The following is a 23,221-nucleotide window of genomic DNA, read 5'->3' on the forward strand; positions in this document are numbered from 1 at the left end:
CTTATGCAACTGGCGGCTTTCGAGCATCGTGTAGCAAGCAGTTACTGCCAGGCTTCCTTGCCCTCGCGCGGCTTGCCCACCATCAGCAGCGCGCCCAGGGTCAGCACGGCCGCCAGCGACAGGTAGTAGCCCACGTATTGCAAGCCGTAGTTGGTGGCCAGCCAGGTGGCGATGTACGGCGCCAGCGAGGCACCGAGGATGCCGGCCAGGTTGAACGTCAGCGAAGCGCCCGTATAGCGCACTTCCGGCGGGAACAGCTCGGACAACATCGTACCCAGCGGTCCGTAGGTCATGCCCATCAGGCCCAGGCCGACGGCCATGAAGACGGTCACTTCCCACGTCACGCCCGAACCGAACATCGGCGCGAGCACCAGGCCGAAGATGGCGATGGCGACAGAGACCCAGATCAGGGTGGCACGGCGGCCACGGCGGTCGGCCAGCACGGCCGAGAATGGAATCGTCAGCGCGAAGAACAGCACGGCAAACAGCTGCACGATGAGGAATTCCTTGCGCGTGAAGCCCAGCTTGGTCGTGCCCCAGCTCAGCGCGAACACCGTCATCAGATAGAACAGCACAAAGGTGGCCAGGGCGATGATGGTGCCCAGGAACAGCATGCGGCCATGCTGGCGGAACACGGTGGCGACAGGCAGCTTGACGACTTCGTTCTTGTCGATGACTTTCTGGAAGTCCGGCGTTTCCGTGATCTTCAGACGCACGTACAGGCCGACGATGACCAGCAGTGCGCTGGCCAGGAACGGGATGCGCCAGCCGTAGCTGAAGAACTGCTCATCGGTCATGGTTTCGCTGAGCAGCAGGAAGATACCACCCGACAGGAAGAAGCCGATCGGCGCGCCCAGCTGCGGGAACATGCCGTACCAGGCGCGTTTGCCCGGTGGCGCGTTTTCCGTGGCCAGCAGCACCGCGCCGCCCCACTCGCCGCCCAGGCCCAGGCCCTGGCCGAAACGGCACAGCGCCAGCAGCAGCGGCGCCAGGGTGCCGATGGCGGCATACGTCGGCAGCAAGCCGATGATGACGGTGGAGATACCCATGGTCAGCAAGGCTGCGACCAGGGTGGCCTTGCGGCCAATGCGGTCGCCGAAGTGGCCGAACACGGCCGAACCGATGGGGCGGGCGAAGAAGGCGATGGCGAACGTGGCCAGCGACTGCAGCACGGCGGCCGACGGATCGCCGGCGGGGAAGAACAGTTTCGGGAACACCAGCACGGCGGCGGTGGCGTAGATATAAAAGTCGAAGAACTCGATGGTGGTGCCGATCAGGCTGGCGAACAGCACCGTGCCGGGGGAATTTTTCTTGGGGGGGGTGCTCATTTACTGCGCTCCTTGGGGAGGGTGTCTAAAGGCCATTCTCTGGATGTTTTTTCAGGCAGCAGCACAGCACGTTGTCTAGGCGCGCGGTTCACATATCATAGCTGTGCTCAGGCGTAATTGCTGCGAATTTGCTATTAAATTCGCAAACAAATTCCACGCCGCAACACGCCGTTGTTAACGGCAGACAACGGTGTACCAACGCGCGCTATCGCGCCGCGATCAGTGCTGATTTAGAGAAACAACGGTCGTGCGCCATCCGGTTACCCGGGGCACGGCAGGAAAGGCGTCAGGGGGTGGGCGACGTGTATCAGGCCCGGCGTATCGCCAGGCATTCCGTACCAGACCCGCGCGTCGGCATCGCGGCATCGGTCATTTGTGGTGAGTCCTTGCCTGCGGCCCCTCCGGGTGGAGCGGGCCGGCGATCATCGCGCTGCATCACTCAGGATGCGGTTGATCTTGCTGTAAGCGGCTTATGATACGCGCAGTGGTGCGGTGCGGCAAGAAGTTGTGATGGAGCATGTGCGGTGGTGTCGGCTTACGCTGCGCTAAGCCGACCTACGCATCAATCAATGCAAAAGCCTGCTCAATCTCGCGGCTGTCGAGCGGGCGCACGAGGCGCGCCACTTCCTGGCCATCCTTCAAAAAAACCAGGGTTGGCCACAGCTTCACCTTGAACGAACGCCCCAGGGCGCGGCCGGGGCCGTCTTCGACGCGCAGGTGCGGCACGCCGGGATGCTGCGCAAACGCGGCGGCCAGCGGCGCCTGGGTGGCGCGGCAGTGACCGCACCAGCCCGTGCCGAATTCCAGCAAGGCCGGCCCGGTCAAGGCGTCGATCTCGGCGCGCGTCGGTTGTGTTACGGAATACGTGTCGTTCATCATGTCAGTCTCCTTGAGAACTTAGACCACTTTCACGCGCAAGGTGCCCAGGCCATCGATGGCGCCCACCAGCTCGTCGCCGCGCTGCACGGCCGCCACGCCGGCCGGCGTACCCGTGTAGATCAGGTCGCCCGGCTGCAAAGTGAAATAGGTCGACAGGTCGGCGATGGTTTCAGCCACGTTCCAGATCAGCATGTCGATGGTGCTTGCCTGGCGCAGCTCGCCGTTCACGTGCAGGGTGATGGCGGCATGGTTGACGTCGCCCGCCTGCGCGGCCGGGGTGATGGGGCCGATGGGCGCCGAGTGCTCGAAAGCCTTGCCCGTGTCCCATGGACGGCCCAGTTTTTTCGCCGCGCCCTGCACGTCGCGGCGCGTCATATCCAGGCCGATCGCATAGCCCCACACGTGGCTCAGCGCATCGGCCACGCCGATGTCGCTGCCGCCCTTGCCGATGGCCACCACCAGTTCCATCTCGTGCTGGAAATCCTGCGTCTGCGCCGGATACGGCAGTTCGCCCGTCGTGCCGGCAGGCACGGGCAGCACGGCATCGTTTGGTTTCATGAAGAAAAACGGCGCCTCGCGGCCCGTGTGGCCCATTTCCTTGGCGTGGTCGACGTAGTTGCGGCCCACGCAATAGATGTGGTGGACGGGAAAGCTGTCGGCGCTGCCCGTGACGGGAACGCTGGGCTGGATCGGTGCGGGAATGACATACGACATGAAAACTCCTGATCGGCACGATAAAAAAGCGGTGATGAAAAAGGGACACCGCAGTGTCCCCCCATTTTACGACAACGTTACTTCAGCAGTCCCGAGCGGCTCGGGTCCGGCATGCGGATGGCGACGATGAAGGAAATCAGGCACATGACGGTCACGTACCAATAGAAATACTCTTCCACGTGCCAGGCCTTGAACTGCAGCGCCACGTACTCGGCCGAACCGCCGAACATGGCGTTGGCGACCGCATACGACAGGCCCACGCCCAGCGCGCGCACTTCGACGGGGAACATTTCCGCCTTGATCAAGCCGCTGATCGACGTGTAGAAGCTGATGATGGCCAAGGCGATGACGATCAGGCCAAACGCCGCGTACGGGCTGGTGATGTCTTTCAAGGCATGCATGATGGGCAGCACGCACAGGGTGGCCAGGCCGCCGAAGAACAGCATCGAGGTACGGCGGCCGATGCGGTCGGACAAGGCGCCGAACACCGGTTGCAGAATCATGTAGACGAGCAGAGCGCAGGTCATGACGGCGCTGGCCGTCTTGGTGTCCATGCCGGCCGTGTTGACCAGGTATTTCTGCATGTAGGTGGTAAACGTGTAGAACACGAGCGAGCCGCCGGCCGTAAAGCCCAACACCGTGATAAAGGCGCGCTTGTGCTTGAGCAAGCCGCGCAAGCTGCCCGCATCCTTGTCCTTGCGCTCGCTGGCGGTAGTCGTTTCCGTCAGGGATTTACGCAGGTTCAGCGACACGAGGGCCGCCAGGGCGCCGAAGACGAACGGAATGCGCCAGCCCCAGGCACGCAGCTCTTCCAGGGTCAGCAGTTGCTGCAAGACCACCAGCACCAGCAAGGCCAGCAGCTGGCCGCCGATCAGGGTCACGTACTGGAACGAGGCGAAGAAGCCGCGCTTGCCCGATTCCGACACTTCGCTCATGTAAGTGGCGCTGGTACCGTATTCGCCGCCCACGGACAGGCCCTGGAACAGACGCGCCACGAGCAGCAGGAACGGGGCGAAGGCGCCGATGGTTTCATAGGTCGGCAGCACGGCGATCATCAGGGAACCGCCGCACATCATCAGCACGGAAATCATCATCGACTGGCGGCGGCCGTATTTGTCGGCGATGCGGCCGAACAGCCAGCCCCCCACGGGACGCATGAGGAAGCCGGCGGCGAAGATGCCTGCCGTCTGCAGCAGCTGCGTCGTCGGGTTACCGGACGGGAAAAAGGCGTGCGAGAAGTACAGCGCGCAGAACGAGTAAATATAGAAGTCGAACCATTCGACCAGGTTACCGGAGGAAGCGCCAATGATGGCCTTGATGCGCTGCTGGGAAGTCAGCTGCGCAACGTCATGCGGAGTATCGTGGGATGTCATATCAGTCTTCTTGTTCGTGTGAAAAAGCCAACGCCGGCCCGGTTTCCCGGGCTGGTTTTGCATCATACGCCCTTGATCAGTGTCAAAAAGCCGCCCGGCATACGGGTTAATACGTATCGCCCGCAACTATTTTTCGTCTGCGGGCCTGCGGAATCAGACCCGTTCCAGCACCAGCGCAATGCCCTGCCCCACGCCGATGCACATGGTGCAGAGCGCATAGCGGCCGCCCGTGCGGTGCAGCTGGTTGACGGCCGTCATGGCCAGGCGCGCGCCCGAGGCGCCCAGCGGGTGGCCGAGGGCGATGGCGCCGCCGTTCGGATTCACGCGCGCATCGTCGTCGGGTAAACCCAGCTGGCGCAGCACGGCCAGGCCCTGGGCGGCAAACGCTTCGTTCAGTTCGATGACGTCGAAGTCGGCCAGGGTCAAACCCGTCATGGCCAGCACTTTCAGGGTGGCGGGCGCGGGGCCGATGCCCATGATGCGCGGCGCCACGCCGGCCGTCGCCATGGCCACGACACGGGCCCGCGGCGTCAGGCCAAAACGGGCCGCGTTCGCCTCGTCGGCCAGCAGCAGCGCCGCCGCGCCATCGTTGACGCCCGATGCGTTACCGGCGGTAATCGTGCCGTCCGCCCGCACGACAGGCTTCAATTTGGCCAGGGTGTCCAGCGTGGTGGCGCGCGGGTGCTCGTCACGGGCGACAACGATGGGATCGCCCTTCTTTTGCGCGATGCTGACGGGACAGATTTCACTGTCGAACACGCCCGCCTGCTGCGCCGCCAGCGCCTTGACCTGGCTGGCCAGCGCGAACGCATCCTGGTCCGCGCGGCTGATGCCGAAGTCGGACGCCACGTTTTCCGCCGTTTCCGGCATCGAATCGACACCGTACTGCGCCTTCATCAACGGATTGATGAAGCGCCAGCCGATGGTCGTGTCTTCCATTTTCATGCCGCGCGAAAAAGCGCTGTCGGCCTTGCCCATGACGAATGGCGCGCGGCTCATGCTTTCCACGCCGCCGGCGATCATCAATCCCGTTTCGCCGCTCTTGATGAAGCGCGCGGCGCTGCCGATGGCGTCCAGGCCCGAGCCGCACAGGCGGTTCAGGGTGGCGCCCGGCACACTGTCGGGCAAGCCGGCCAGCAGGGCGGCCATGCGCGCCACGTTGCGGTTGTCCTCGCCCGCCTGGTTGGCGCAGCCGTACAGCACGTCGGTAACGGCAGTCCAGTCCACGTCGGGATTGCGCGCCATCAAGGCACGGATGGGCACGGCGCCCAGGTCGTCGGCGCGCACGCCGGCAAGTCCGCCGCCATAGCGGCCAAACGGCGTACGCTGGGCGTCGCAGATATAAGCGTGAGTCATGTTCTTTCCTCCAAGAAAGTCGTTTGCGTATTGATGGTGAATTAACGTCCGTCCGTCAGCGGCACGGCCGTCAACGCTTGCAGCTGTTCAAAACTCAAGCCATCGACCAGTTCGACCACCACGGCCCCGGTGGGCGACAAATCGAGCACGGCCAGGTCGCTGTAGATGCGGCTGACGCAGCCGATACCGGTGAGCGGATAGGTGCAGGCCTGCACCAGCTTGCTTTCACCGGTCTTGGTCAGCAATTCCATCATGACCCAGGTTTTTTTCGCGCCGATGGCCAGGTCCATGGCCCCGCCCACGGCGGGAATGGCGTCCGGCGCGCCCGTGTGCCAGTTGGCCAGGTCGCCCGTAGCGGACACTTGAAACGCACCCAGCACGCAGATGTCCAGGTGGCCGCCGCGCATCATGGCGAAACTGTCGGCATGGTGAAAATAGCTGCCACCGGGCAGCAGGGTGACGGGCTGCTTGCCCGCGTTGATCAGGTCGTAGTCTTCCTCGCCGGGCGCCGGTGCGGGGCCCATGCCGATCACGCCGTTTTCGCTGTGCAGGATGATGTCCGCGCCAGCCGGCAAGTGGTTCGCCACCAGGGTCGGCAAGCCGATACCGAGGTTGACGGCACTGCCTTCATGGATGTCGGCCGCCACGCGGGCCGCCATCTGATCTCGATTCCATTTGTTCACTTGATACTCCTCAGGCTGCTTTGAAGCCGGCGGGGCCGGTGGCCGTGCGCGGCACTTGCACGATGCGCTGCACGAACAGGCCCGGCGTGACGACGTGCTCGGGGTCGATGCTGCCCAAGTCAAGCACCTCGTGCACGGAAGCAATGCTGACTTTCGCGGCCATGGCCATGATCGGACCGAAGTTGCGCGCCGTCTTGCGGTAAGTCAGGTTGCCCCAGCGGTCGCCCTGCTCCGCCTTGATCAGCGCGAAATCGGCGTGGATCGGCGACTCGAACACATACATGCGGCCATCGATCTCGCGCGTTTCCTTGCCCTTGGCCAAGTCCGTGCCATAGCCGGTCGGCGTGAAAAAGCCGCCGATGCCGGCGCCGGCGGCGCGGATGCGCTCGGCCAGGTTGCCCTGTGGCACCAGTTCCAGTTCCAGCTTGCCCGCGCGGTACAGGGCGTCGAACACGTGCGAATCGGCCTGGCGCGGGAACGAGCAGATGATCTTGCGCACTTGCCCGTTTTTCAGCAGGGCGGCCAGGCCCGTGTCGCCATTGCCCGCGTTGTTGTTGACGATGACGAGGTCGCGCGCGCCCTGGGCGATCAAGCCGTCGATCAGCTCGGCCGGCTGGCCCGCGCCGCCAAAGCCGCCAATCATGACGGTGGCGCCATCGTGGATATCGGCCAGCGCATCAAGCACGCTGGAACGCAGTTTGTCGATCATTGCGGTCTCCTTCACATCAAATCCGTCTGCCATTTGTTCGCATAACGAACAAATATTCGTATTTAGAACTTATTCGTGAGAATATGCCTGATCGGGGCACTTGTCAATTTGCCGTTTTCGCCAGCGCCATGGCTATAATTGCCACCTTGACCAATTGGAATTGCCATGACCGCACGCAGCAGCACCTCCGTTCCCGCCGAAGAAACCGTCGATGCCGACGGCGCGCCGCGTCCCGGCGACAGCTATGTGCAATCGTTCGCGCGAGGTCTGGCCGTGCTGCGCAGCTTTGGCGCGGACGCGCCGCAGCAGACCCTGAGCGAAGTGGCGGAACGGGCGCAGCTGACGCGCGCCGGCGCGCGGCGCATCCTGCACACCTTGCTGCATCTCGGTTACGTGGAAGCGGATGGGCGGCTGTTCCGTTTGACGCCGAAGGTGCTCGACCTCGGTTACGCCTATCTGTCATCCTTGCCCGTGTGGACGCAGGCGCAGCCGCTGCTGGAAGAATTGATGCAGACCTTGCGCCAGTCGTGCTCGGCCACAGTGCTCGACGGCGACGACATCGTGTATGTCGTGCGCCTGTCCGCGCACCGCACCATGTCGATCAACCTGGGCATCGGCAGCCGCCTGCCCGCCTACTGCACCTCGATGGGCAGAGTGTTGCTATCGGGTCTGGCGCCGGACGTGCTGCGCGAACGGCTGTCGAAGATGGCGCTGCTGAAAATCACGCCGGCGACCAAGGTCGATATCGACGTCTTGATGGAAGAGATTGCGCAAGTGCGGCGCCAGGGCTGGTGCCTGGTGCAGGAAGAGCTGGAACAGGGCTTGATCGCCCTGGCCGCGCCCGTGTTCGACCGGGCCGGCAAGGTGGTGGCGGCGATCAACGTCAGCGGCCAGACGGCGGGGCCGTCCGTGGCGCACCTGCTGGAACACAGCTTGCCGAAACTGCTCGATACGGCAAGCCGGGTCAGCGCCCTGGTGCGGGTGCAGCAGTAGGCTTATTTCTTGAACCTTATTTCTTGAACTTGGCGCAAGGATCCGGGCGCGGCTGCGCCGGCATTGTTTGCGTCAGGTCGAACGTGCCCTTGTAGCCGGTGGTCCCCTGCTCCAGGTAGCCGATGCTGCGCACGTTCAGTTGCGGGTCGGCCAGCTTCAGCCAGCGGGGCACACCGATGTCCTTGCGCACATGTTCATTGCCGGCGATCAGCACCACGTCGCGCGGCGCCTGGTCGCGGATCAGCTTGGCCATCCAGATATCGCGCGCCACCTGGGCGTTGACGACGCCACCCACCATCATGTCGGGCAGCATATTGCAGCGGGCCGCCTGGACTTCCTTCTTTTGCCCTTCCAGGATATCGGCCGGCACGGGCGCGGCCAGGTACGTGGCCACCATGGCGGGCGGCATCGACCACTGGATGCCGTCGCGCACGATGCGCGAGGCATCGGCCGGCGACAAATTGCCGGCGACCAGGGTCAGCTGGTAGCTGATGACGAGGTCCAGCACGGGCCGGTACACGCTCCAGTCCCAGCGCGGCTGTTCCATCACGCGGATGATGCAATCGGGGTCGGCGCATTCGCGCGCGGCGCGCGTCAGCAAGGCCTGGTTTTCGCGGTCGAACTGCTCCATGATGATCACGGGACGCCAGCCGGCCGCCAGCCGGCGGCGCAATTCCTCGACCCGCAGGCGCTGGCCTTGCGCATTGTCAGGGACTTCACCAAGCAGCAGCACTTGCGGATTGGGCAAGGCGTCGGCCACGGGCGGGGGTGGGGGCGGCGCCTCCTTCTTCAGCAGGCTGCCGCAGGCGGCCAGCGCCAGCATGCTGCACAGCAGGGCGGCGCGCGCGCCGGCACGGAAAATCACGGTGGTCATGTAAGCGGTATCCAAAGTGGCGATGCGCCAGATTGTACCGTCTCAGGCCGGCGCGGGCAGCTTGCGGCGCTCCAGCACTTCAAACACGGCCATGCCTGCCAGCATGGCGCCGGCAAACATCCACGCCTTCGGCTGGCCCGCCAGCAGCGACACGAGGGCGGGACCGGGACAGAAACCGGCGATGCCCCAGCCCGCGCCAAAGGCCAGGCTGCCCAGCAGCAAGCGCCGGTCGATGCGCCGCGATACCGGCAATTGCATGGCTTCGCCCAGCAGCGACCTGGTGCGCCGCCGCGCCAGCCAGAAGGCGGGCAAGGCCACGCCGATGGCGCCGCCCATCACCAGCGCCAGCGACGGATCCCAGGCTCCGGCCAGGTCGAGGAAAGCGAGCACCTTGGCTGGATTGGACATGCCGGAGACGATCAGGCCCAAGCCAAAGACAAGGCCGCTTAACAGGGAAAGAATCAGTTTGTTCATAGGTGGCGCAACAGATAGACGGTGAGGAAGCCGGCCGCCATGAAAGCGCAAGTGGCCGCCAGCGAGCGCGGGGACAGGCGCGACAGCCCGCACACGCCGTGGCCGCTGGTGCAGCCGGCGCCATAGCGCACCCCGACACCCACCAGCAAGCCCGCCACGATCAGGGCCGGTGTGCCCGCGTCGATCTGCACGGACGGCAAGGCTTGCCACAACGGGTACAGCAAGGGCGTGCCGATCAGGCCGGCAAGAAAGGCGATGCGCCAGCCGAGGTCGCCACTGCGCGGACGCAGCAGGCCGCCGACGATGCCGCTGATGCCGGCGATGCGGCCATTGAACAGGATCAATAGCGCAGCCGCCAGGCCGATCAGCATGCCGCCGGCCAGCGAGGCCCACGGCGTGAAGTGCTGCCAGTCTATCGTCATGGCAGGGTTCAGTCCGCTTCGTCGTTGAACGGGGCGCGCGGCGCGCAAAATTGCGCGTACAACACTTGCAGCACGGCCAGCACGGGCGCGCTGGCGACGCGGTAATAAATCTGCTTGCCGTCGCGCCGCGTGGCCACCAGCATCTCTTCGCGCAGCACGCCCAGCTGCTGCGACAGGGTCGGCTGGCCGATGCCCACTTTTTGCTCGAGGTCGCTGACGCAATGCTCGCCCTGCGACAGCTGGCACAGCAGCATCAACCGGTCGGCATTGCCCATGGCCTTGAGCAGCGAGCTGGCCTTGTAGGCCGAGCCACGCATGGCGTCGAGGTTGTATTCGGCGTGTTGTGTTGCGACTGTCTCCATCTTGCCCTCCCACAGGCGGTCATGTTGAATAGCGTGCGATAAACAATATACTAATCAATATATTGTTTTCGTGCTGACGATTCGCACAAAAAAACAACAGTGTTTTTTCGCCGATAGCGTGCTTATGCAAAGTGTGCGGCAGCGATCACGTTTACGCTATCAAAATGACAAATATTCGTAATAAAGAGGAAATAAGCGTATCAAAATTGTCACGATCTATGCTGTAATGGGAGAACAGCAGAAAAACCATGATACGCCCCCGTACAGGCGAATTGTCCGTCCATGCGCTAGCCGGTTTCGGCTGCGCCGCGCGGTGAACAACAGGGAGAGCACGATGAGAATCTATCAGTCGCTATGCATGGCCTTGCTGGCGCTGTCGGCCAGCACATGGAGCATGGCGGCAGTCAGCGACACGACAGCCGGCAAGCTGCACGAAGCCGGCGAACGCGTGATGATCGATGAAAGCATCAGCTTGAATAATAATCCCGGCTGGGAAACGCCGGACTTGCCGTATGCACGCCTGCTGGCCAGCAGCAGCGCGACGGCGGCACCGCACTGGAGCACCAGTGGCGCGCGCCATGTGGCCCTGGCGCCGCCGAGGCCCATGACGGCCGCACCCGCACAGCAAGCCAACGTACCGGCCCCCGTGCCTGAAGCGAGCATGTACTCGATGTTGCTGGTGGGATTGGGCCTGGTGGCCTTGAGCCTGCACGGCGAAAAACAGGAAAAATTCGATAACTGACGGCGCCTGCACTGGCAAGGTGCTGCTGAAGAACATTCCGCCTGGTGCGGAATGTTTTGTTATGGCGCCATCATTTGTCGAGCAGGCGGCAGACCCGTTCGATGTTCCCCACCGGAATGCCGGACTTCAGGGCCCGCGCGATGCAGCCCGCCTTGTCCGGGCCCGAGGCGGAAATAAGCACGAAGGCCGTCACCACCACGCTGATGGCGACGAGGACAATCAGGACACCCTTGACGATATCCCAGTTCATTGCGTCTCAACAATGTCATACGTGAAATCATAATAATGCTTGCCGTCCTCGATGCGGATGGCCAGGCTGCCCCTGAGTCCTTGCAACTGCTCCGTCCCCGTATCGGGCACCACCGTCACCGACAAGGCGGGCGCGCCGCGCGTCATCGTGCCGCTGTGCTGCAAATAAAAACTGCCGCGGCGTCCGTCCAGAGTACCCTCCACCCGTTCCAGCGCCACATAGCCTGCCGAGCCGCTCACGCTGGCGCGCGCGCTCAGCATCTCGCCCTGCGCGCTGGCCTCGAGCGCGCCGTGGTAGCGCTTGTCGAGCGACAAGCGTCCCAGTCCCGATTGCGCGGCCGTGTCCGACAAGGTTTCCGGGGTGATGGTGACGTCGAAGGTACCGGTAATGGAAGGCATCAGTGCTCCTTGGAAAATGAAGATGTGGCTGGCGCATCGGGTTCGCTCAGCAGCGCATGCAGTTTTTGCATGGTGGCCCAGTTGCGCGAGGTGACGCCGTCGCCCAGCAGCACGCCCAGCGCCGCCACCACCTTGCTGGCCAGCACGCCATCGGGACACCACGCATATGCGGCCCAGCGCCCCAACGCCAGCGCTTCGGGCTGCCACGACTGCTGCAAGAGCGGCGCCAGGCGCTGGACGTCGGCCGGATTGTTCAGCACCAGGGTCAGCAGACGGGCCGCATCGGCCGCCGGCGCCAAGGTGTTTTGTTCGACCAGCTCGGCAAACTGGCTGGCCGACAGCACCGTCACCCTGGCCGCCACGCCCAGTTTCAGCACCAGCGCTTCCTCGATGCTGGCAGCGGCCTCGGCCGGCGCTACCTTGCCCCCGTCATACACGACGTTGCCGCTGTTGAGCACGGTGCGCACGTGCGCAAAACCCAGGTCGCCCAGCAGCTTGCGCAGGTCGGCCATGGCCACGCGCTTGGCGCGGCCCACATTAATCCCGCGCAACAGCGCCACTTGCTGACTGTTTTCTATCTGTGCCATGCTGTCTCCTTGCCTATGCCTGGCTGTTGCTGCTTTCCGGCAACGGCGTCACCGTGGGCAGGCGCAGCAGGAACGCCGCACCCTGCCCCAAGGTGCTGCTGACCGTGATGGTGCCGCCAAACTGCTTGGCAATCAAGTTGAACACGATATTCAAGCCCAGTCCCGTGCCGCCCTGCCCGCGCCGCGTGGTGACAAACGGGTCGAACACGCGGTCGAGCATGTCTGGCGCGATGCCGCGGCCGTTGTCGCGCACCTGCATGGCGATCGCGTCCCCATCGCGGCGCACGCCGATATGGATGTTACCGGCCGTGTCCGCATCAAACGCATGCTCGACGCAGTTCAACACCAGGTTGGTCAGCACCTGCGCCAATGCGCCCGGATAACTGTCGAGCATGATGTCAGACGGGCAATCGATATCGATGCTGATGCGCGTCTTTTTCAGGGTCGGCTGCAGGCTCGAGATCACCTCGCCGATATAGTCGCGCAATTCGAACAAACGGCGCGCCTCGCTGACCTGGTCGACGGCGATCTGCTTGAAGCTGTGGATCAGATGGGCGGCGCGGTAGGCATTGTTCATGATCAGCCGCGCGCTTTCGCCGGCCGTTTCCAGGTAGCGCACGATGTCGGTCTTCTTCACGCTGCCGCCGGCCACGGCCGCGCTGATGTCATCGGTGGCTTCCTTCAGCACCGAGGCGCTGGTCAGCGCGATGCCGACCGGGGTGTTGATTTCATGCGCCACGCCGGCCACCAGGCTGCCCAGCGAAGCGAGGCGCTCCGATTGCAGCAACGATTCCTGCGTGCGGCGCAGCTCGTCCATGGCCTGCGCCGTTGCCTGCTGCGAACGGCGCGCCATGTCTTCCGCCTCGCGGCTGCCCTCGATGATGGACTTGAGCTTGCGCTGCACGGCATTGAAGCCGCGGATCACGTCGCCCAGTTCGTCGCGCCGATTCTCCGGCAGCTCTTCGACCTCGTCGCTGCCGCGCGTGGCCAGGTCGAACAAGCCGTCGCGCAACTGTTTCAGTGGCTCGAAGACGATGCGCAGGCTCAGCGCCAGGGCGCCCACAAGGATGATGTCAAGCAGCAACACTTCCAGCACCTTGCGCCGCACTTCGGCATGCAGGGCCGCATCGATCTGCGCGCGGCTGAAATTGACGATGACCTTGCCGACGATCACTGGCTTGCCTCCCGTGGCCGCCGCCACGGCATCGCGGAACACCAGCGGCGCCTCGACGGGCGTGCCGCCCATGGCCACGTCGGCGCTCAAAGGCACCAGGGTGCCGCCCGCGTCGCGCACTTCGCCCGCGAACAGGCCGACCGACGCGTCGTAGACGCGGATGCCGACCAGTTCCGGCGGCAGCATTTCAGCCGCGACGATGCTGTCGACCTTGGATTTATCGAGGTCCCACAGGGCCGAAGGCAAGCTGGTCTGCAAGCGCGTCAGCACGCCGCTGCGCAGGCGCGCGCTGCCCGATTCGAGTTCTTGGCTCAGTGTATATTGGGTATAGCTGCCGGAAATGCCCAGCACCAAGGTGACGATCACGACAAAAAGCAGGGTCAGCCGGACTTGGATACTCGCCATCAATCAACACTCCCCGGGCCAGGCCTGCCGCCGGCCCGCGGCGCGGGCGCAGATACGTCGGCAATACAAGGGCCTGAATCAAATGTACGGTATGACATGCTTATTGGCAAGATTTACAGTATTTCCACTTTCGATAGGGACTTTGATGCAGGTTGAGACATTGCGGCATGGCAATGGTAATATCCCGCAATCATCTAAGGAGTCGTCATGGCGGTCACGCATCAACATCTACCCCTGGAACAAGTTCGTCCCGGCATGATCTTGTCGGATGTCTTGCTCGATGCGCATGGACAAGTGCTGTTGCCGCAAGGCGCCGTATTGACGGAAAACATGCTGGCCCTGATGCCCCGCCACAACATCGACATGCTGCCGATCCAGGCGCCGCCCCCTACTCCGGAAGCCATCGCCGCGCAGCAGGCGGCCGACAGCGAACGGCTGGCCTACCTGTTCCGCAAGCATGATCCCGACGATCCCCTGGACGCGGCCACCACCTTGCTGCGCAGCTATGTCACGGCGTACCGCCTGGGCACGGGAGAGGCCGCATGAGCACGCAGCTGACGCTCGACGATATCGTCGCCCATCTCGATGACCTGCCTTCCTTGCCCGCCGTCGTCATGGAGCTGCTCAACAGCATCGATCAGGAAGATGTCGATATTTCCGTGCTGGCCAAAAAAGTGTCGTACGACCAGGCATTGACGGCGAAAACCCTGCGCCTGGCCAATTCATCCCACTATGGCTTGCAAGTGAAGGCCACCACCATCCAGCAGGCGATCACGTACCTGGGCTTCCAGACGACGCGCAGCCTGATCACGTCGGCCGCCATCACCGGTTGCTTCCCGGAAGGACGCTGCCCCGGTTTCGACGACAAGGCCTTCTGGCGCCATTCGGTCGCGACGGCCGCCTGCGCCAAGGTGCTGGCGCGGCAGATCCGTTTCAACCAGGATTACGCGTTCACGGCCGGCTTGCTGCACAACATCGGCCGCCTGGTGCTGGTCAGCAGCTTTCCCGCCCACTACGCGCAAGCCATCGCGCACCAGGCCGCGCACGATTGCAGCCTGCTCGAAGCGGAACAGGCCGTGCTTGGCGTGGACCACGTGCAGGCGGGCGTGGCCCTGGCCGAACACTGGAATTTTTCCGACACCATGCGCCTGGCGCTGGGCAACTATCTGCAGCCGGAAACGCCGGGGGCAGGCTTTCTCGCATCGCTGATCCACGTGGCCAATGCGGTTGTTTGCGCGCTCGACCTGGCGCAGGCGGGCGACGATATGGTGCCGCGCGTCTCGCCGGTGGCCTGGGATGCGCTGGGCCTGGGCGAAGACGCGTATCTGCAGCTGTTCCGCGAAACGGAGCTGCGCTACGACGAAATCACCTCGGCACTGCTGAGCTAAGCAATATCCTCACAATGCCGCAAACGCAAACGGCCCTCGCTGGGAAGCGAAAGCCGTTAGGGGTATGACGGTACGTCCATGCTGCCCGGTCCACGCCAGCCTGTTGCCGCCAGTAGCTACGCAAGCGGCACAGTCAGCGTACAACCGCCACATCAGTGCGCGTAATTCGATTCTTGCGCATCGCCGCGGTCTTCCGCTTTTGGACGGCCCTGGGCGTCGGACAGACGGTACTTGGTGCGGCGATCGCCCATCAAGTCGCGCAGGTCGCGGATGCTCATGCCCGTTACTTCGTGCATGCGGATCAGCAGCGAGGCGCCGACCGGCAAGCGGTGGTGGCGGATCTTGCTGATGACCGGTGGCGCCACTTCAAGCAGACGCGACAGGGCTGCATCGTTCTTCAGCTGCATCTTGCTCAGCAGAATATCCAGCAGGTGGTTCGGGTTGTAACTCTCTTGCGATGCTAATGCATGATGTGCCATGATTTTTCCTCGTCTGGTGAATGTAGAAAATAATGCCGATACGAACTTAAGGCTGGCTTAGAGTGTTTAAATAAACGTCTTTCCCACTGATTCAGCCTTCCCCCGCCCTTCCTCCTTATCGCACTGCCCGCACAGGACTCGCACAGCCACGCCCAGCCAACGTACGCAACTTGCCGCGTGAGTAAACAGCACTGCAACCCACCACAATGAATTGCATATAAGACAATATACTAGCCCAAACACGCGGCATCTGCGCCTCGCGCAAACTTCCTGATTGTTAAATATCAATCACGCTGCTGGTTGGCTTGGCAACGATGCTATTTCAACACATTAGGATGCCAGCGGGCGCACACAAGGCTTTGCAGCAACTTGTTACAAATCAATGGTGACGTACGGCAATAAATGCTTTTGAGCATCACGACACATGGCGGCATATACAAGCGGCAACCTTGTCGGCAAGGTCAGCACGACATGGCCCGTGCCCGCGATTTACGCTAAACTATGGCCTGAACTTGCAGCGAGCCTGCCACCGGGCAGCCAGAGGCGCCCGGCCGGTCATCCACCGCCTCCCGCCCCGAGCGGCGCACGGCGCAAGCCGCCTGCCCAGCTTATTTTCCGCCACACTTATTTGCAGCCACATTTACCGATAAGCGCCTGACTCCATGCAGAAAAAAGTATTCATTAAAACCTTCGGCTGCCAGATGAACGAGTACGACTCGGACAAGATGGCCGACGTGCTGGGCGCCTCCGATGGCCTGGTGCGCACCGACACGCCGGAAGACGCCGATGTGATCCTGCTCAATACCTGCTCCGTGCGCGAAAAGGCGCAGGAAAAAGTGTTTTCCGACCTGGGCCGGCTGCGCGAGCTGAAACTGGCCAAGCCGCACCTGTTGATCGGCGTGGGCGGCTGCGTGGCGTCGCAGGAAGGCGACGCCATCGTCAAGCGCGCGCCGTATGTCGACATGGTCTTCGGCCCGCAAACGCTGCACCGCCTGCCGCAGATGATCGAACTGCGCCGTGCCAGCGGCGATGCGCAAGTGGACATCAGCTTCCCGGAAATCGAAAAGTTCGACCACATGCCGCCAGCCAAGGTGGAAGGCGCTTCGGCGTTTGTCTCCATCATGGAAGGCTGCAGCAAATACTGCAGCTACTGCGTCGTGCCCTACACGCGCGGCGAGGAAGTGTCGCGCCGCTTCGAGGACGTGCTGACGGAAGTGGCGGGCCTGGCCGCCCAGGGCGTCAAGGAAATCACCCTGCTGGGGCAAAACGTGAACGCCTACCGGGGCGCGATGGAAGGCGGCGAGATCGCCGACTTCGCCCTGCTGCTCGAATACGTGGCCGACATTCCCGGCATCGAACGCATGCGCTTCGTCACCAGCCACCCGAAGGAATTCACGCAGCGGCTGATCGACGCCTACGCGAAGATCCCCCAGCTGGTCGACCATTTATATCTGCCGGCGCAACACGGCTCCGACAAGGTGCTGGGCGCCATGAAGCGCGGCTACACGGGCCTCGAATACAAGTCCATCATCCGCCGCATCCGCGCCGTGCGCCCGAACATGGCCATTTCGTCCGACTTCATCGTGGGTTTCCCCGGCGAGACCCAGGCTGACTTCGACGCCATGATGAAGCTGATCGCGGACGTGGGCTTTGACAACAGCTACAGCTTCATCTTCAGCAAGCGCCCCGGCACGCCGGCCGCCAGCCTGGAAGACGACACGCCGCACGAGGTGAAACTGGCCCGGCTGCAGCAGCTGCAGGCGGCCATCGACGCCAACACGCGCAAGTACAGCCTGGCCATGGTGGGCACGGTGCAAACCATCCTCGTCGAAGGCCGCTCCAAAAAGGACACCGATGACAGTGAACTGCAAGGCCGCACCGAGAACAACCGCGTCGTCAATTTCGACGCGGGCCCGGACGCGCTGCAGCTGGTCGGCCAGCTGGTCGACGTACGCATCACCGAAAGCCATTCCTACACCCTGCGCGGCGAATTGGTCGCCAGCGCACCCGCATTGAAAAGAGCCAGTTGAAAACCAAAGCCCCGATACAGCCGCATTACTTCATCCCCGAGCCGCTCGATAACACGCGCCTGGCGCACCTGTGCGGACCGCTCGATGAAAACCTGCGCCAGATTTCCGCCGCCCTCGACGTGACGATTTTCCGCCGCGGCGAGAAATTCATCGTCGGCGGCAGCAATGCCGAACGCGCCGTGGAAATCCTCGAGCAGTTCTACGCCATCGCCAACAAGGTCGTGCCGCTCGAAGAAGTGCAGCTGGCCCTGGTGGAACAGCGCGCGGGCCTGTCCGCCGCCTCCGAACACCACGCCAACGCGCCCGCCAGCACCTTTGTCGAACCGGACATCGCCAGCCCCGTGCTGAAAACACGGCGCTCCGACCTGCGCGGGCGCACGCCGCACCAGATCGCCTACCTGCGCGACATCCTCGAACACGACATCAGCTTCGGCGTCGGTCCTGCCGGCACGGGCAAAACCTATCTGGCCGTCGCCTGCGCCGTCGACGCGCTCGAAAGGGACGCCGTCAAGCGCATCATTTTGACGCGCCCCGCCGTCGAAGCGGGCGAGCGCCTGGGCTTCTTGCCGGGCGACCTGGCGCAAAAGGTCGACCCGTATTTGCGTCCCCTGTACGACGCGCTGTACGACTTGCTGGGTTTTGACCGCACGCAGAAGCTGTTCGAGAAACAGGTGATCGAGATCGCCCCGCTGGCCTATATGCGCGGACGCACCTTGAACCACGCCTTCGTCATCCTCGATGAAGCGCAGAACACCACCGTCGAACAAATGAAGATGTTTTTGACGCGCATCGGCTTTGGCAGCAAGGCCGTGGTGACGGGCGACGTGACGCAAGTCGACCTGCACAAGAGCCAGACGAGCGGCTTGATCGACGCCGTGCACGTGTTGAAAGATGTGCGCGGCATCGGCTTCACGCAATTTAACAGCACCGACGTGGTGCGCCATCCGCTGGTCGCACGCATCGTCGACGCCTATGAAACGGCGCAGGCGGCCAATGCCGATGCCGCCCACTTGCCCTCCTTATTGAAACCAGCTGCCGCCAAAAATGTCCGAAAAAAATAAACTGTCCTTGTCCGTGCAATACCCGGACACCCGCCTGGAAACCCTGATCACGCGCCCGAAAGTTCGCCGCTGGGTCAAGGCGGCCCTGTTCGCGCCGGCCGAATTCACGATCCGCTTCGTCGACGCGGAAGAAGGCCGCACCCTGAACCGCGACTACCGCGAAAAGGACTACGCCACCAACGTGTTGACGTTCGCCTACAACGAAGGCGAAGAACTGGGCGACGACGAGCCGACGCGCGCCGACATCATCCTGTGCACGGACGTGCTGGAAAAGGAAGCGGCGGAACAAAAGAAAAGCGTGGAAGAGCACACGGCCCATTTGATCGTCCACGGCGTGCTGCATGCGCAGGGCTACGACCACATGGATGACGAGGAAGCCACCGAGATGGAGGGCCTGGAAACGGACATCCTCGCAAAACTCGGCATTACCGACCCGTACAAGGAGTAAGCGCATGGGAACCTGGGCCACCGACGCCTTCGGCAACGACTACGCCATGGATTGGGCGCAGGATTTGCACGAATATAAAACCCTGGAACTGGTCGAGACGACGCTCGACAACGTCATCGACAGCCAGGAAGCGGAACTCGAGGCGCCGTTCGCCGCCGAAGCGCTGGCCGCGCTGGACGTGATCGCGCGCCTCCTGGGCAAGCCGGGAGAAAACGACCCGGCCACCGCGGAAGTAGACGAATGGGTGGCCGCCTGCAAGAAGAAAGTCACGCCGCCGCTGCTGGAAAAAGCGCGCCTGGCCTTCGAACGCATCACGGCCGAAGCGTCGGAACTGCGCCAGCTGTGGCAAGACAGCGAGCATTTCGCCGACTGGCAGGCCGACGTGGCGGCCTTGCGCGCGCGCGTGCTGGGCCCGGAAGCGGCGTAAAAGATCGCGCAACGGCGCACTTCAACGTATTAAATTTGCATCAAAAGCGGGGAAATCCGGTATTACCCCACTTTTGGTGTATCCTATATCCCTTCGCAACAACGGCTCACGCCTCCTATGCCCGAGCACCCTAGTGGCGTCAGAACTGACGTCAAGCCCCACCGGTCACTGTTTGAACGCCTGACCGCACTCATTTCCCCCGAGCCAGAGAACCGTGCAGAATTGCTCGAAGTTCTACACGATGCGCATGAACGCAAGCTGATCGACGCCGACGCCCTGTCGATGATCGAAGGCGTGTTCCAGGTATCGGATCTCTGCGCGCGCGACATCATGATTCCCCGTTCGCAAATGGATGTCATCGACATCAGCAAGCCGATCGAGGAATGGATGCCGGAAGTCCTGTCGACCGCCCACTCGCGCTTCCCCGCGATCGAAGGCGAGCGCGACAAGGTCATCGGCATCTTGCTGGCGAAAGACTTGCTGCGTTATTACGCAGAAGAAACTTTCGACGTGCGCGACATGCTTCGCCCCGCCATCTTCATCCCCGAATCGAAACGCCTGAATGTGCTGCTGCGCGATTTCCGCGCCAACCACAATCACATGGCCATCGTCGTCGATGAATACAGCGGCGTCGCCGGCCTGATCACCATCGAAGACGTGCTGGAACAGATCGTCGGCGACATCGAGGATGAATACGACTTCGACGAAGCCGAGGACAATATCCTCTCGCTCAAGGAAGGCCAGTTCGGCCCCCGCTGGCGTGTCAAGGCATTGACCGAGATCGAACAGTTCAACGAAGAAGTGGGCAGCCATCTGGTCGACGACGACGTCGACACCATCGGCGGCCTCGTGTCGAAGTATCTGGGCCGCATGGCGCACAAGGGCGATATTTTCGACCTGGGCAATCTGCGCTTCGAGGTACTGCGCGCCGATGCGCGCCAGGTGCACGTGCTGCTCGTCGAGCGCCTGCCCAACGTGCCGGAACTGGAACTCTGACATGCGCGTGCTGTAAATGCGTTTCAGACGCGCCGACCCCAACGCCCCCGCCAAACCGCCCCGCAGCACGTGGGCGCGCATGCTGACTGCAGCCATCGCCGGCGCCGTCGCGGTGCTGGCGTTCGCCCCTTTCGGCTACTGGCCCCTGCAAATCCTCAGCTTGGGCGTGCTGTTCTACCAAGTGCTGCGCGCGGCGAACGTCAAGGCCGGCGCGCTGATCGGCTGGGCCTACGGCTTCGGCTGGTGCGCGGCCGGCACGCACTGGCTGTATATCTCCATGCACCGCTATGGCGACATGGCCGCACCGATCGCCGCCATCGCCGTGGCCCTGCTGGCCCTCTTGATGGCCATCTACGTGGCCCTGGCCATGGGTGCGGCCGCCTGGCTGCGCCAGCGCTGGGTGCTGTCCCTGCCCGCCATGACCTTGCTGGTGCTGCCCGCCACGTGGACCCTGTTCGAATGGACGCGCGGCTGGCTGTTTACGGGTTTCCCGTGGCTGGCCACCGGCTACGCCCACAATACCAGCCCGCTGGGCGGCTTTGCCCCCATCGTCGGCTCGTATGGCCTGGGCTGGCTGGCGGCGCTGTCGGCCGGCGCCCTGCTCTTGCTGACGCACCGCACGCGCTGGTTTGCGCTGGGTGGCGTCATCGCGCTGTACGCGGCCGGCATCGGCTTGCAGTACGTGGCGTGGACCCACCCTGTCGGACGCCCGATCACCGTGCGCCTGCTGCAAGGGAACGTGCCGCAGCAGCAGAAATTCGACCCCGGCTTCGTGCTGGGCGCCCTGCAGATGTACCAGAGCGCCATCACCAGCGCGCCGGCCGACCTGATCGCCACACCGGAAACGGCCGTCACCGTGCTGCCGCACCAGCTGCCGCCAGGCTATCTCGATAGCCTGGGCACCTATGCACAGCAGACGGGCAGCACGATTTTGGTCGGCATGCCCGTGCTCGACGAGCAGCAGCGCTTCTACAATGCGGCCGTGGGCATCACGCCCAACGGCACGCCGGGACCGTACTACCAGTACCGCAAGCACCATCTGGTGCCGTTCGGCGAATTCGTGCCGCCCGGCCTGCACTGGTTTGTCGCCATGATGGCCATCCCGCTGGGCGACATGGGCCGCGGCGCGGAAGTACAAGCGCCTTTGCCCGTGCGCGACCAGCTGGTGCTGCCGAATATCTGCTACGAAGACTTGTTTGGCGAAGAAATCGCCGGCCAGCTGGCCAGCGCTCACCGCCATGGCAAGCAGTCGGCATCCGTGCTGCTCAATATCTCGAACCTGGCCTGGTTTGGCGACTCGATCGCCATCCCGCAGCATCTGCAGATTTCGCAGATGCGCAGCCTGGAAACGGGCCGCCCCATGCTGCGCTCGACGAACACGGGCGCCACCGCCGTCATCGACGGCAAGGGCGTCGTGCAAAGCCTGCTGCCGCCGGAGCAGCAAGCCACGCTGGCGGCCAAGGTGCAAGGCATGGGCGGCATGACGCCATACATTCTGTACGGCAATAAACTGGTGCTGGCCCTGGCCGCGCTGGCCCTGCTGACGGCCTTCCTGCTGGCGCGCGCCGCCCGCCGTGGCCGCGCCGCGCAGCAATAAGCGGCCGATATTGCCCGAAGAGTCACAGTGGGCCCGTAAAAACCGCTAAAATTAGCAAAACCCCGGCCCGGACGCTTGAACAACAGCGTCCGGGCTTCAAGCAAACCTTAACAAAGCGCAGCCTCCCGCGCGGCGAACTCATACGATGCTCACATTTCAACAAATTATCCTGACCTTGCAAACCTATTGGGACAAGCAAGGTTGCGCCCTGCTCCAGCCTTACGACATGGAAGTCGGCGCCGGCACTTTCCACACCGGCACCTTCCTGCGCGCGATCGGCCCGGAACCTTGGCGCGCCGCGTATGTGCAGCCGTCGCGCCGCCCGAAAGATGGCCGCTATGGCGAAAACCCGAACCGCATGCAGCATTACTATCAGTACCAGGTGGTGTTGAAGCCGGCGCCGGAAAACATCCTCGACCTGTATCTGGGTTCGCTGGCCGCGCTGGGCCTGGACTTGAAGCAGAATGACGTGCGCTTCGTCGAAGACGACTGGGAAAGCCCGACCCTGGGCGCCTGGGGCCTGGGCTGGGAAGTCTGGCTGAACGGCATGGAAGTGACCCAATTCACCTACTTCCAGCAAGTGGGCGGCCTCGATTGCAAGCCCGTGCTGGGCGAGATCACCTACGGCATCGAACGCCTGGCCATGTATCTGCAAGGCGTGGAAAACGTGTATGACCTGGTGTGGACCGAGTGGGAAGAGAACGGCACTACGAAAAAACTGACCTACGGCGACGTCTTCCACCAGAACGAAGTGGAGCAATCGACCTACAACTTCGAGCACGCGAATACGGACCTGCTGTTCGAACAGTTCGGCAACTACGAAGCGGAAGCGAAGCGTTTGATCGAGCTGCAACTGACCCTGCCCGCCTACGAGAAAATCATGAAAGCGTCGCACAGCTTCAATATGCTCGATGCGCGCGGTGCCATCTCGGTGACGGAACGCGCCGCCTACATCGGCCGCGTGCGCACCCTGTCGCGCCTGGTGGCGCAAGCGTATTACGACTCGCGCGAACGCCTCGGTTTCCCGATGCTGCCCGCCGCAGACCAACCCGCCGCCGCTTGATCGCCTAGC

At 63.3% G+C, this 23,221-nt stretch carries 27 protein-coding genes; 11 read left to right on the top strand and 16 right to left on the bottom strand.

All coding sequences use genetic code 11. The features are described 5' to 3' along the window. Positions 1-41 precede the first annotated feature (41 nt). From V3C40_RS07565 to V3C40_RS07595, 7 genes are all read right to left on the bottom strand, one after another. The gene (locus V3C40_RS07565) at positions 42-1,328 is read right to left on the bottom strand and encodes an MFS transporter (RefSeq protein WP_070301241.1); all 1,287 of its coding nucleotides are present in this window, start codon (positions 1,326-1,328) and stop codon (positions 42-44) included. A gap of 555 nt (positions 1,329-1,883) precedes the next feature. Then, the gene (locus V3C40_RS07570; RefSeq protein ID WP_331777061.1) at positions 1,884-2,207 is read right to left on the bottom strand and encodes a thioredoxin family protein; all 324 of its coding nucleotides are present in this window, start codon (positions 2,205-2,207) and stop codon (positions 1,884-1,886) included. A gap of 18 nt (positions 2,208-2,225) precedes the next feature. Then, positions 2,226-2,921 carry a fumarylacetoacetate hydrolase family protein gene (locus V3C40_RS07575; RefSeq protein WP_331777062.1) on the bottom strand — a complete coding sequence of 232 codons (696 nt, stop codon included), beginning with the start codon at positions 2,919-2,921 and terminating at the stop codon, positions 2,226-2,228. Positions 2,922-2,998: 77 nt separating this feature from the next. After that, complete coding sequence (locus V3C40_RS07580) at positions 2,999-4,294, bottom strand: MFS family transporter (protein WP_070301475.1); 1,296 nt, start codon at positions 4,292-4,294, stop codon at positions 2,999-3,001. 153 nt (positions 4,295-4,447) lie between these two features. After that, positions 4,448-5,650 (bottom strand): 3-oxoadipyl-CoA thiolase, encoded by a 1,203-nt coding sequence (gene pcaF, locus V3C40_RS07585; protein ID WP_331777063.1) that lies wholly within the window; start codon positions 5,648-5,650, stop codon positions 4,448-4,450. Positions 5,651-5,691: 41 nt separating this feature from the next. Beyond that, positions 5,692-6,333: a 3-oxoacid CoA-transferase subunit B gene (locus tag V3C40_RS07590; protein ID WP_331777064.1), complete on the bottom strand. Its 642-nt coding sequence runs from the start codon at positions 6,331-6,333 to the stop codon at positions 5,692-5,694. A 10-nt stretch (positions 6,334-6,343) separates the two neighbouring features. Beyond that, complete coding sequence (locus tag V3C40_RS07595; protein ID WP_219327888.1) at positions 6,344-7,042, bottom strand: 3-oxoacid CoA-transferase subunit A; 699 nt, start codon at positions 7,040-7,042, stop codon at positions 6,344-6,346. A gap of 165 nt (positions 7,043-7,207) precedes the next feature. Between V3C40_RS07595 and V3C40_RS07600 the strand changes: the two genes are divergently transcribed. Continuing rightward, positions 7,208-8,035 (top strand): IclR family transcriptional regulator domain-containing protein, encoded by an 828-nt coding sequence (locus V3C40_RS07600; RefSeq protein ID WP_331777065.1) that lies wholly within the window; start codon positions 7,208-7,210, stop codon positions 8,033-8,035. A 16-nt stretch (positions 8,036-8,051) separates the two neighbouring features. Here V3C40_RS07600 and V3C40_RS07605 read toward each other — a convergent pair whose 3' ends face one another. Genes V3C40_RS07605 through V3C40_RS07620 form a run of 4 tightly spaced genes read right to left on the bottom strand, consistent with a single transcriptional unit; the run spans position 8,052 to position 10,167 of the window. Then, on the bottom strand, positions 8,052-8,909 hold the full coding sequence (locus V3C40_RS07605) for a ChaN family lipoprotein (protein WP_331777066.1): 858 nt from the start codon (positions 8,907-8,909) through the stop codon (positions 8,052-8,054). Positions 8,910-8,951: 42 nt separating this feature from the next. After that, complete coding sequence (locus tag V3C40_RS07610; RefSeq protein ID WP_072455088.1) at positions 8,952-9,383, bottom strand: DUF6691 family protein; 432 nt, start codon at positions 9,381-9,383, stop codon at positions 8,952-8,954. Beyond that, positions 9,380-9,805, bottom strand: coding sequence for a YeeE/YedE family protein (locus V3C40_RS07615; protein WP_331777067.1), 426 nt, complete (start codon positions 9,803-9,805; stop codon positions 9,380-9,382). Before V3C40_RS07615 ends, V3C40_RS07610 begins: the two co-directional genes overlap by 4 nt. A gap of 8 nt (positions 9,806-9,813) precedes the next feature. Continuing rightward, positions 9,814-10,167, bottom strand: coding sequence for an ArsR/SmtB family transcription factor (locus tag V3C40_RS07620; RefSeq protein ID WP_034746789.1), 354 nt, complete (start codon positions 10,165-10,167; stop codon positions 9,814-9,816). Between the two features lie 334 nt (positions 10,168-10,501). Between V3C40_RS07620 and V3C40_RS07625 the strand changes: the two genes are divergently transcribed. Next, the gene (locus tag V3C40_RS07625) at positions 10,502-10,909 is read left to right on the top strand and encodes a PEP-CTERM sorting domain-containing protein (RefSeq protein WP_331777068.1); all 408 of its coding nucleotides are present in this window, start codon (positions 10,502-10,504) and stop codon (positions 10,907-10,909) included. 70 nt (positions 10,910-10,979) lie between these two features. Here the strand turns inward: V3C40_RS07625 and V3C40_RS07630 are convergent, their stop codons facing one another. The 4 genes from V3C40_RS07630 to V3C40_RS07645 are packed head-to-tail and all read right to left on the bottom strand — an operon-like array spanning position 10,980 to position 13,723. After that, complete coding sequence (locus V3C40_RS07630; protein WP_034746783.1) at positions 10,980-11,159, bottom strand: hypothetical protein; 180 nt, start codon at positions 11,157-11,159, stop codon at positions 10,980-10,982. Beyond that, positions 11,156-11,557 (bottom strand): DUF3224 domain-containing protein, encoded by a 402-nt coding sequence (locus tag V3C40_RS07635; RefSeq protein WP_072455085.1) that lies wholly within the window; start codon positions 11,555-11,557, stop codon positions 11,156-11,158. The genes V3C40_RS07630 and V3C40_RS07635 overlap by 4 nt, the downstream gene beginning before the upstream one ends. Then, positions 11,557-12,144, bottom strand: coding sequence for a DUF1697 domain-containing protein (locus V3C40_RS07640; protein ID WP_331777069.1), 588 nt, complete (start codon positions 12,142-12,144; stop codon positions 11,557-11,559). The genes V3C40_RS07635 and V3C40_RS07640 overlap by 1 nt, the downstream gene beginning before the upstream one ends. A gap of 13 nt (positions 12,145-12,157) precedes the next feature. Continuing rightward, a complete protein-coding gene (locus V3C40_RS07645) occupies positions 12,158-13,723 on the bottom strand; it encodes a sensor histidine kinase (protein WP_331777070.1) in 1,566 nt (521 codons plus the stop codon). A 207-nt stretch (positions 13,724-13,930) separates the two neighbouring features. Here V3C40_RS07645 and V3C40_RS07650 point away from each other — a divergent pair, with 207 nt between their 5' ends. Beyond that, positions 13,931-14,269: a hypothetical protein gene (locus V3C40_RS07650; protein ID WP_072455083.1), complete on the top strand. Its 339-nt coding sequence runs from the start codon at positions 13,931-13,933 to the stop codon at positions 14,267-14,269. Next, positions 14,266-15,111: an HDOD domain-containing protein gene (locus V3C40_RS07655; protein ID WP_070301229.1), complete on the top strand. Its 846-nt coding sequence runs from the start codon at positions 14,266-14,268 to the stop codon at positions 15,109-15,111. The genes V3C40_RS07650 and V3C40_RS07655 overlap by 4 nt, the downstream gene beginning before the upstream one ends. Before the next feature lie 152 nt (positions 15,112-15,263). Here the strand turns inward: V3C40_RS07655 and V3C40_RS07660 are convergent, their stop codons facing one another. Further along, positions 15,264-15,590, bottom strand: a complete 327-nt coding sequence (locus tag V3C40_RS07660) for a hypothetical protein (protein WP_034746769.1) — start codon at positions 15,588-15,590, stop codon at positions 15,264-15,266. Positions 15,591-16,252: 662 nt separating this feature from the next. On the opposite strand from V3C40_RS07660, the gene miaB reads away from it, so the two are divergent. The 7 genes from miaB to glyQ all read left to right on the top strand — a co-directional run bounded on the left by miaB (position 16,253) and on the right by glyQ (position 23,212). Continuing rightward, entirely contained in the window at positions 16,253-17,620 is a 1,368-nt protein-coding gene (gene miaB, locus V3C40_RS07665) for a tRNA (N6-isopentenyl adenosine(37)-C2)-methylthiotransferase MiaB (RefSeq protein WP_139091229.1), read from the top strand. Next, positions 17,617-18,681, top strand: a complete 1,065-nt coding sequence (locus V3C40_RS07670) for a PhoH family protein (protein WP_034746759.1) — start codon at positions 17,617-17,619, stop codon at positions 18,679-18,681. The genes miaB and V3C40_RS07670 overlap by 4 nt, the downstream gene beginning before the upstream one ends. Continuing rightward, a complete protein-coding gene (gene ybeY, locus V3C40_RS07675; RefSeq protein WP_331777071.1) occupies positions 18,665-19,129 on the top strand; it encodes an rRNA maturation RNase YbeY in 465 nt (154 codons plus the stop codon). Before V3C40_RS07670 ends, ybeY begins: the two co-directional genes overlap by 17 nt. Before the next feature lie 4 nt (positions 19,130-19,133). Next, positions 19,134-19,556: a DUF4259 domain-containing protein gene (locus V3C40_RS07680; RefSeq protein ID WP_070301226.1), complete on the top strand. Its 423-nt coding sequence runs from the start codon at positions 19,134-19,136 to the stop codon at positions 19,554-19,556. Positions 19,557-19,673: 117 nt separating this feature from the next. Then, positions 19,674-20,552 (top strand): HlyC/CorC family transporter, encoded by an 879-nt coding sequence (locus V3C40_RS07685; protein WP_034746750.1) that lies wholly within the window; start codon positions 19,674-19,676, stop codon positions 20,550-20,552. A 16-nt stretch (positions 20,553-20,568) separates the two neighbouring features. After that, a complete protein-coding gene (gene lnt, locus V3C40_RS07690) occupies positions 20,569-22,149 on the top strand; it encodes an apolipoprotein N-acyltransferase (protein ID WP_331777072.1) in 1,581 nt (526 codons plus the stop codon). 145 nt (positions 22,150-22,294) lie between these two features. After that, positions 22,295-23,212 (top strand): glycine--tRNA ligase subunit alpha, encoded by a 918-nt coding sequence (gene glyQ / locus V3C40_RS07695; RefSeq protein ID WP_034746745.1) that lies wholly within the window; start codon positions 22,295-22,297, stop codon positions 23,210-23,212. Positions 23,213-23,221: the final 9 nt, after the last annotated feature.

Origin of the sequence: Janthinobacterium sp. LS2A, from assembly GCF_036543145.1 — a bacterium.
Lineage (GTDB): Bacteria > Pseudomonadota > Gammaproteobacteria > Burkholderiales > Burkholderiaceae_D > Janthinobacterium > Janthinobacterium aestuarii.

What these genes read in the sequence shown, in the direction of transcription:
- V3C40_RS07635 (WP_072455085.1), bottom strand. Translation starts at nt 11,557, where the DNA reads ATGCCTTCCATTACCGGTACCTTCGACGTCACCATCACCCCGGAAACC.
- V3C40_RS07595 (WP_219327888.1), bottom strand. Translation starts at nt 7,042, where the DNA reads ATGATCGACAAACTGCGTTCCAGCGTGCTTGATGCGCTGGCCGATATC.
- V3C40_RS07615 (WP_331777067.1), bottom strand. Translation starts at nt 9,805, where the DNA reads ATGACGATAGACTGGCAGCACTTCACGCCGTGGGCCTCGCTGGCCGGC.
- glyQ (WP_034746745.1), top strand. Translation starts at nt 22,295, where the DNA reads ATGCTCACATTTCAACAAATTATCCTGACCTTGCAAACCTATTGGGAC.
- V3C40_RS07625 (WP_331777068.1), top strand. Translation starts at nt 10,502, where the DNA reads ATGAGAATCTATCAGTCGCTATGCATGGCCTTGCTGGCGCTGTCGGCC.
- V3C40_RS07655 (WP_070301229.1), top strand. Translation starts at nt 14,266, where the DNA reads ATGAGCACGCAGCTGACGCTCGACGATATCGTCGCCCATCTCGATGAC.
- V3C40_RS07630 (WP_034746783.1), bottom strand. Translation starts at nt 11,159, where the DNA reads ATGAACTGGGATATCGTCAAGGGTGTCCTGATTGTCCTCGTCGCCATC.
- V3C40_RS07610 (WP_072455088.1), bottom strand. Translation starts at nt 9,383, where the DNA reads ATGAACAAACTGATTCTTTCCCTGTTAAGCGGCCTTGTCTTTGGCTTG.
- V3C40_RS07660 (WP_034746769.1), bottom strand. Translation starts at nt 15,590, where the DNA reads ATGGCACATCATGCATTAGCATCGCAAGAGAGTTACAACCCGAACCAC.
- V3C40_RS07640 (WP_331777069.1), bottom strand. Translation starts at nt 12,144, where the DNA reads ATGGCACAGATAGAAAACAGTCAGCAAGTGGCGCTGTTGCGCGGGATT.
- miaB (WP_139091229.1), top strand. Translation starts at nt 16,253, where the DNA reads ATGCAGAAAAAAGTATTCATTAAAACCTTCGGCTGCCAGATGAACGAG.
- V3C40_RS07565 (WP_070301241.1), bottom strand. Translation starts at nt 1,328, where the DNA reads ATGAGCACCCCCCCCAAGAAAAATTCCCCCGGCACGGTGCTGTTCGCC.
- V3C40_RS07620 (WP_034746789.1), bottom strand. Translation starts at nt 10,167, where the DNA reads ATGGAGACAGTCGCAACACAACACGCCGAATACAACCTCGACGCCATG.
- pcaF (WP_331777063.1), bottom strand. Translation starts at nt 5,650, where the DNA reads ATGACTCACGCTTATATCTGCGACGCCCAGCGTACGCCGTTTGGCCGC.
- V3C40_RS07600 (WP_331777065.1), top strand. Translation starts at nt 7,208, where the DNA reads ATGACCGCACGCAGCAGCACCTCCGTTCCCGCCGAAGAAACCGTCGAT.
- V3C40_RS07605 (WP_331777066.1), bottom strand. Translation starts at nt 8,909, where the DNA reads ATGACCACCGTGATTTTCCGTGCCGGCGCGCGCGCCGCCCTGCTGTGC.
- V3C40_RS07680 (WP_070301226.1), top strand. Translation starts at nt 19,134, where the DNA reads ATGGGAACCTGGGCCACCGACGCCTTCGGCAACGACTACGCCATGGAT.
- lnt (WP_331777072.1), top strand. Translation starts at nt 20,569, where the DNA reads ATGCGTTTCAGACGCGCCGACCCCAACGCCCCCGCCAAACCGCCCCGC.
- ybeY (WP_331777071.1), top strand. Translation starts at nt 18,665, where the DNA reads ATGTCCGAAAAAAATAAACTGTCCTTGTCCGTGCAATACCCGGACACC.
- V3C40_RS07575 (WP_331777062.1), bottom strand. Translation starts at nt 2,921, where the DNA reads ATGTCGTATGTCATTCCCGCACCGATCCAGCCCAGCGTTCCCGTCACG.
- V3C40_RS07580 (WP_070301475.1), bottom strand. Translation starts at nt 4,294, where the DNA reads ATGACATCCCACGATACTCCGCATGACGTTGCGCAGCTGACTTCCCAG.
- V3C40_RS07570 (WP_331777061.1), bottom strand. Translation starts at nt 2,207, where the DNA reads ATGATGAACGACACGTATTCCGTAACACAACCGACGCGCGCCGAGATC.
- V3C40_RS07645 (WP_331777070.1), bottom strand. Translation starts at nt 13,723, where the DNA reads ATGGCGAGTATCCAAGTCCGGCTGACCCTGCTTTTTGTCGTGATCGTC.
- V3C40_RS07650 (WP_072455083.1), top strand. Translation starts at nt 13,931, where the DNA reads ATGGCGGTCACGCATCAACATCTACCCCTGGAACAAGTTCGTCCCGGC.
- V3C40_RS07685 (WP_034746750.1), top strand. Translation starts at nt 19,674, where the DNA reads ATGCCCGAGCACCCTAGTGGCGTCAGAACTGACGTCAAGCCCCACCGG.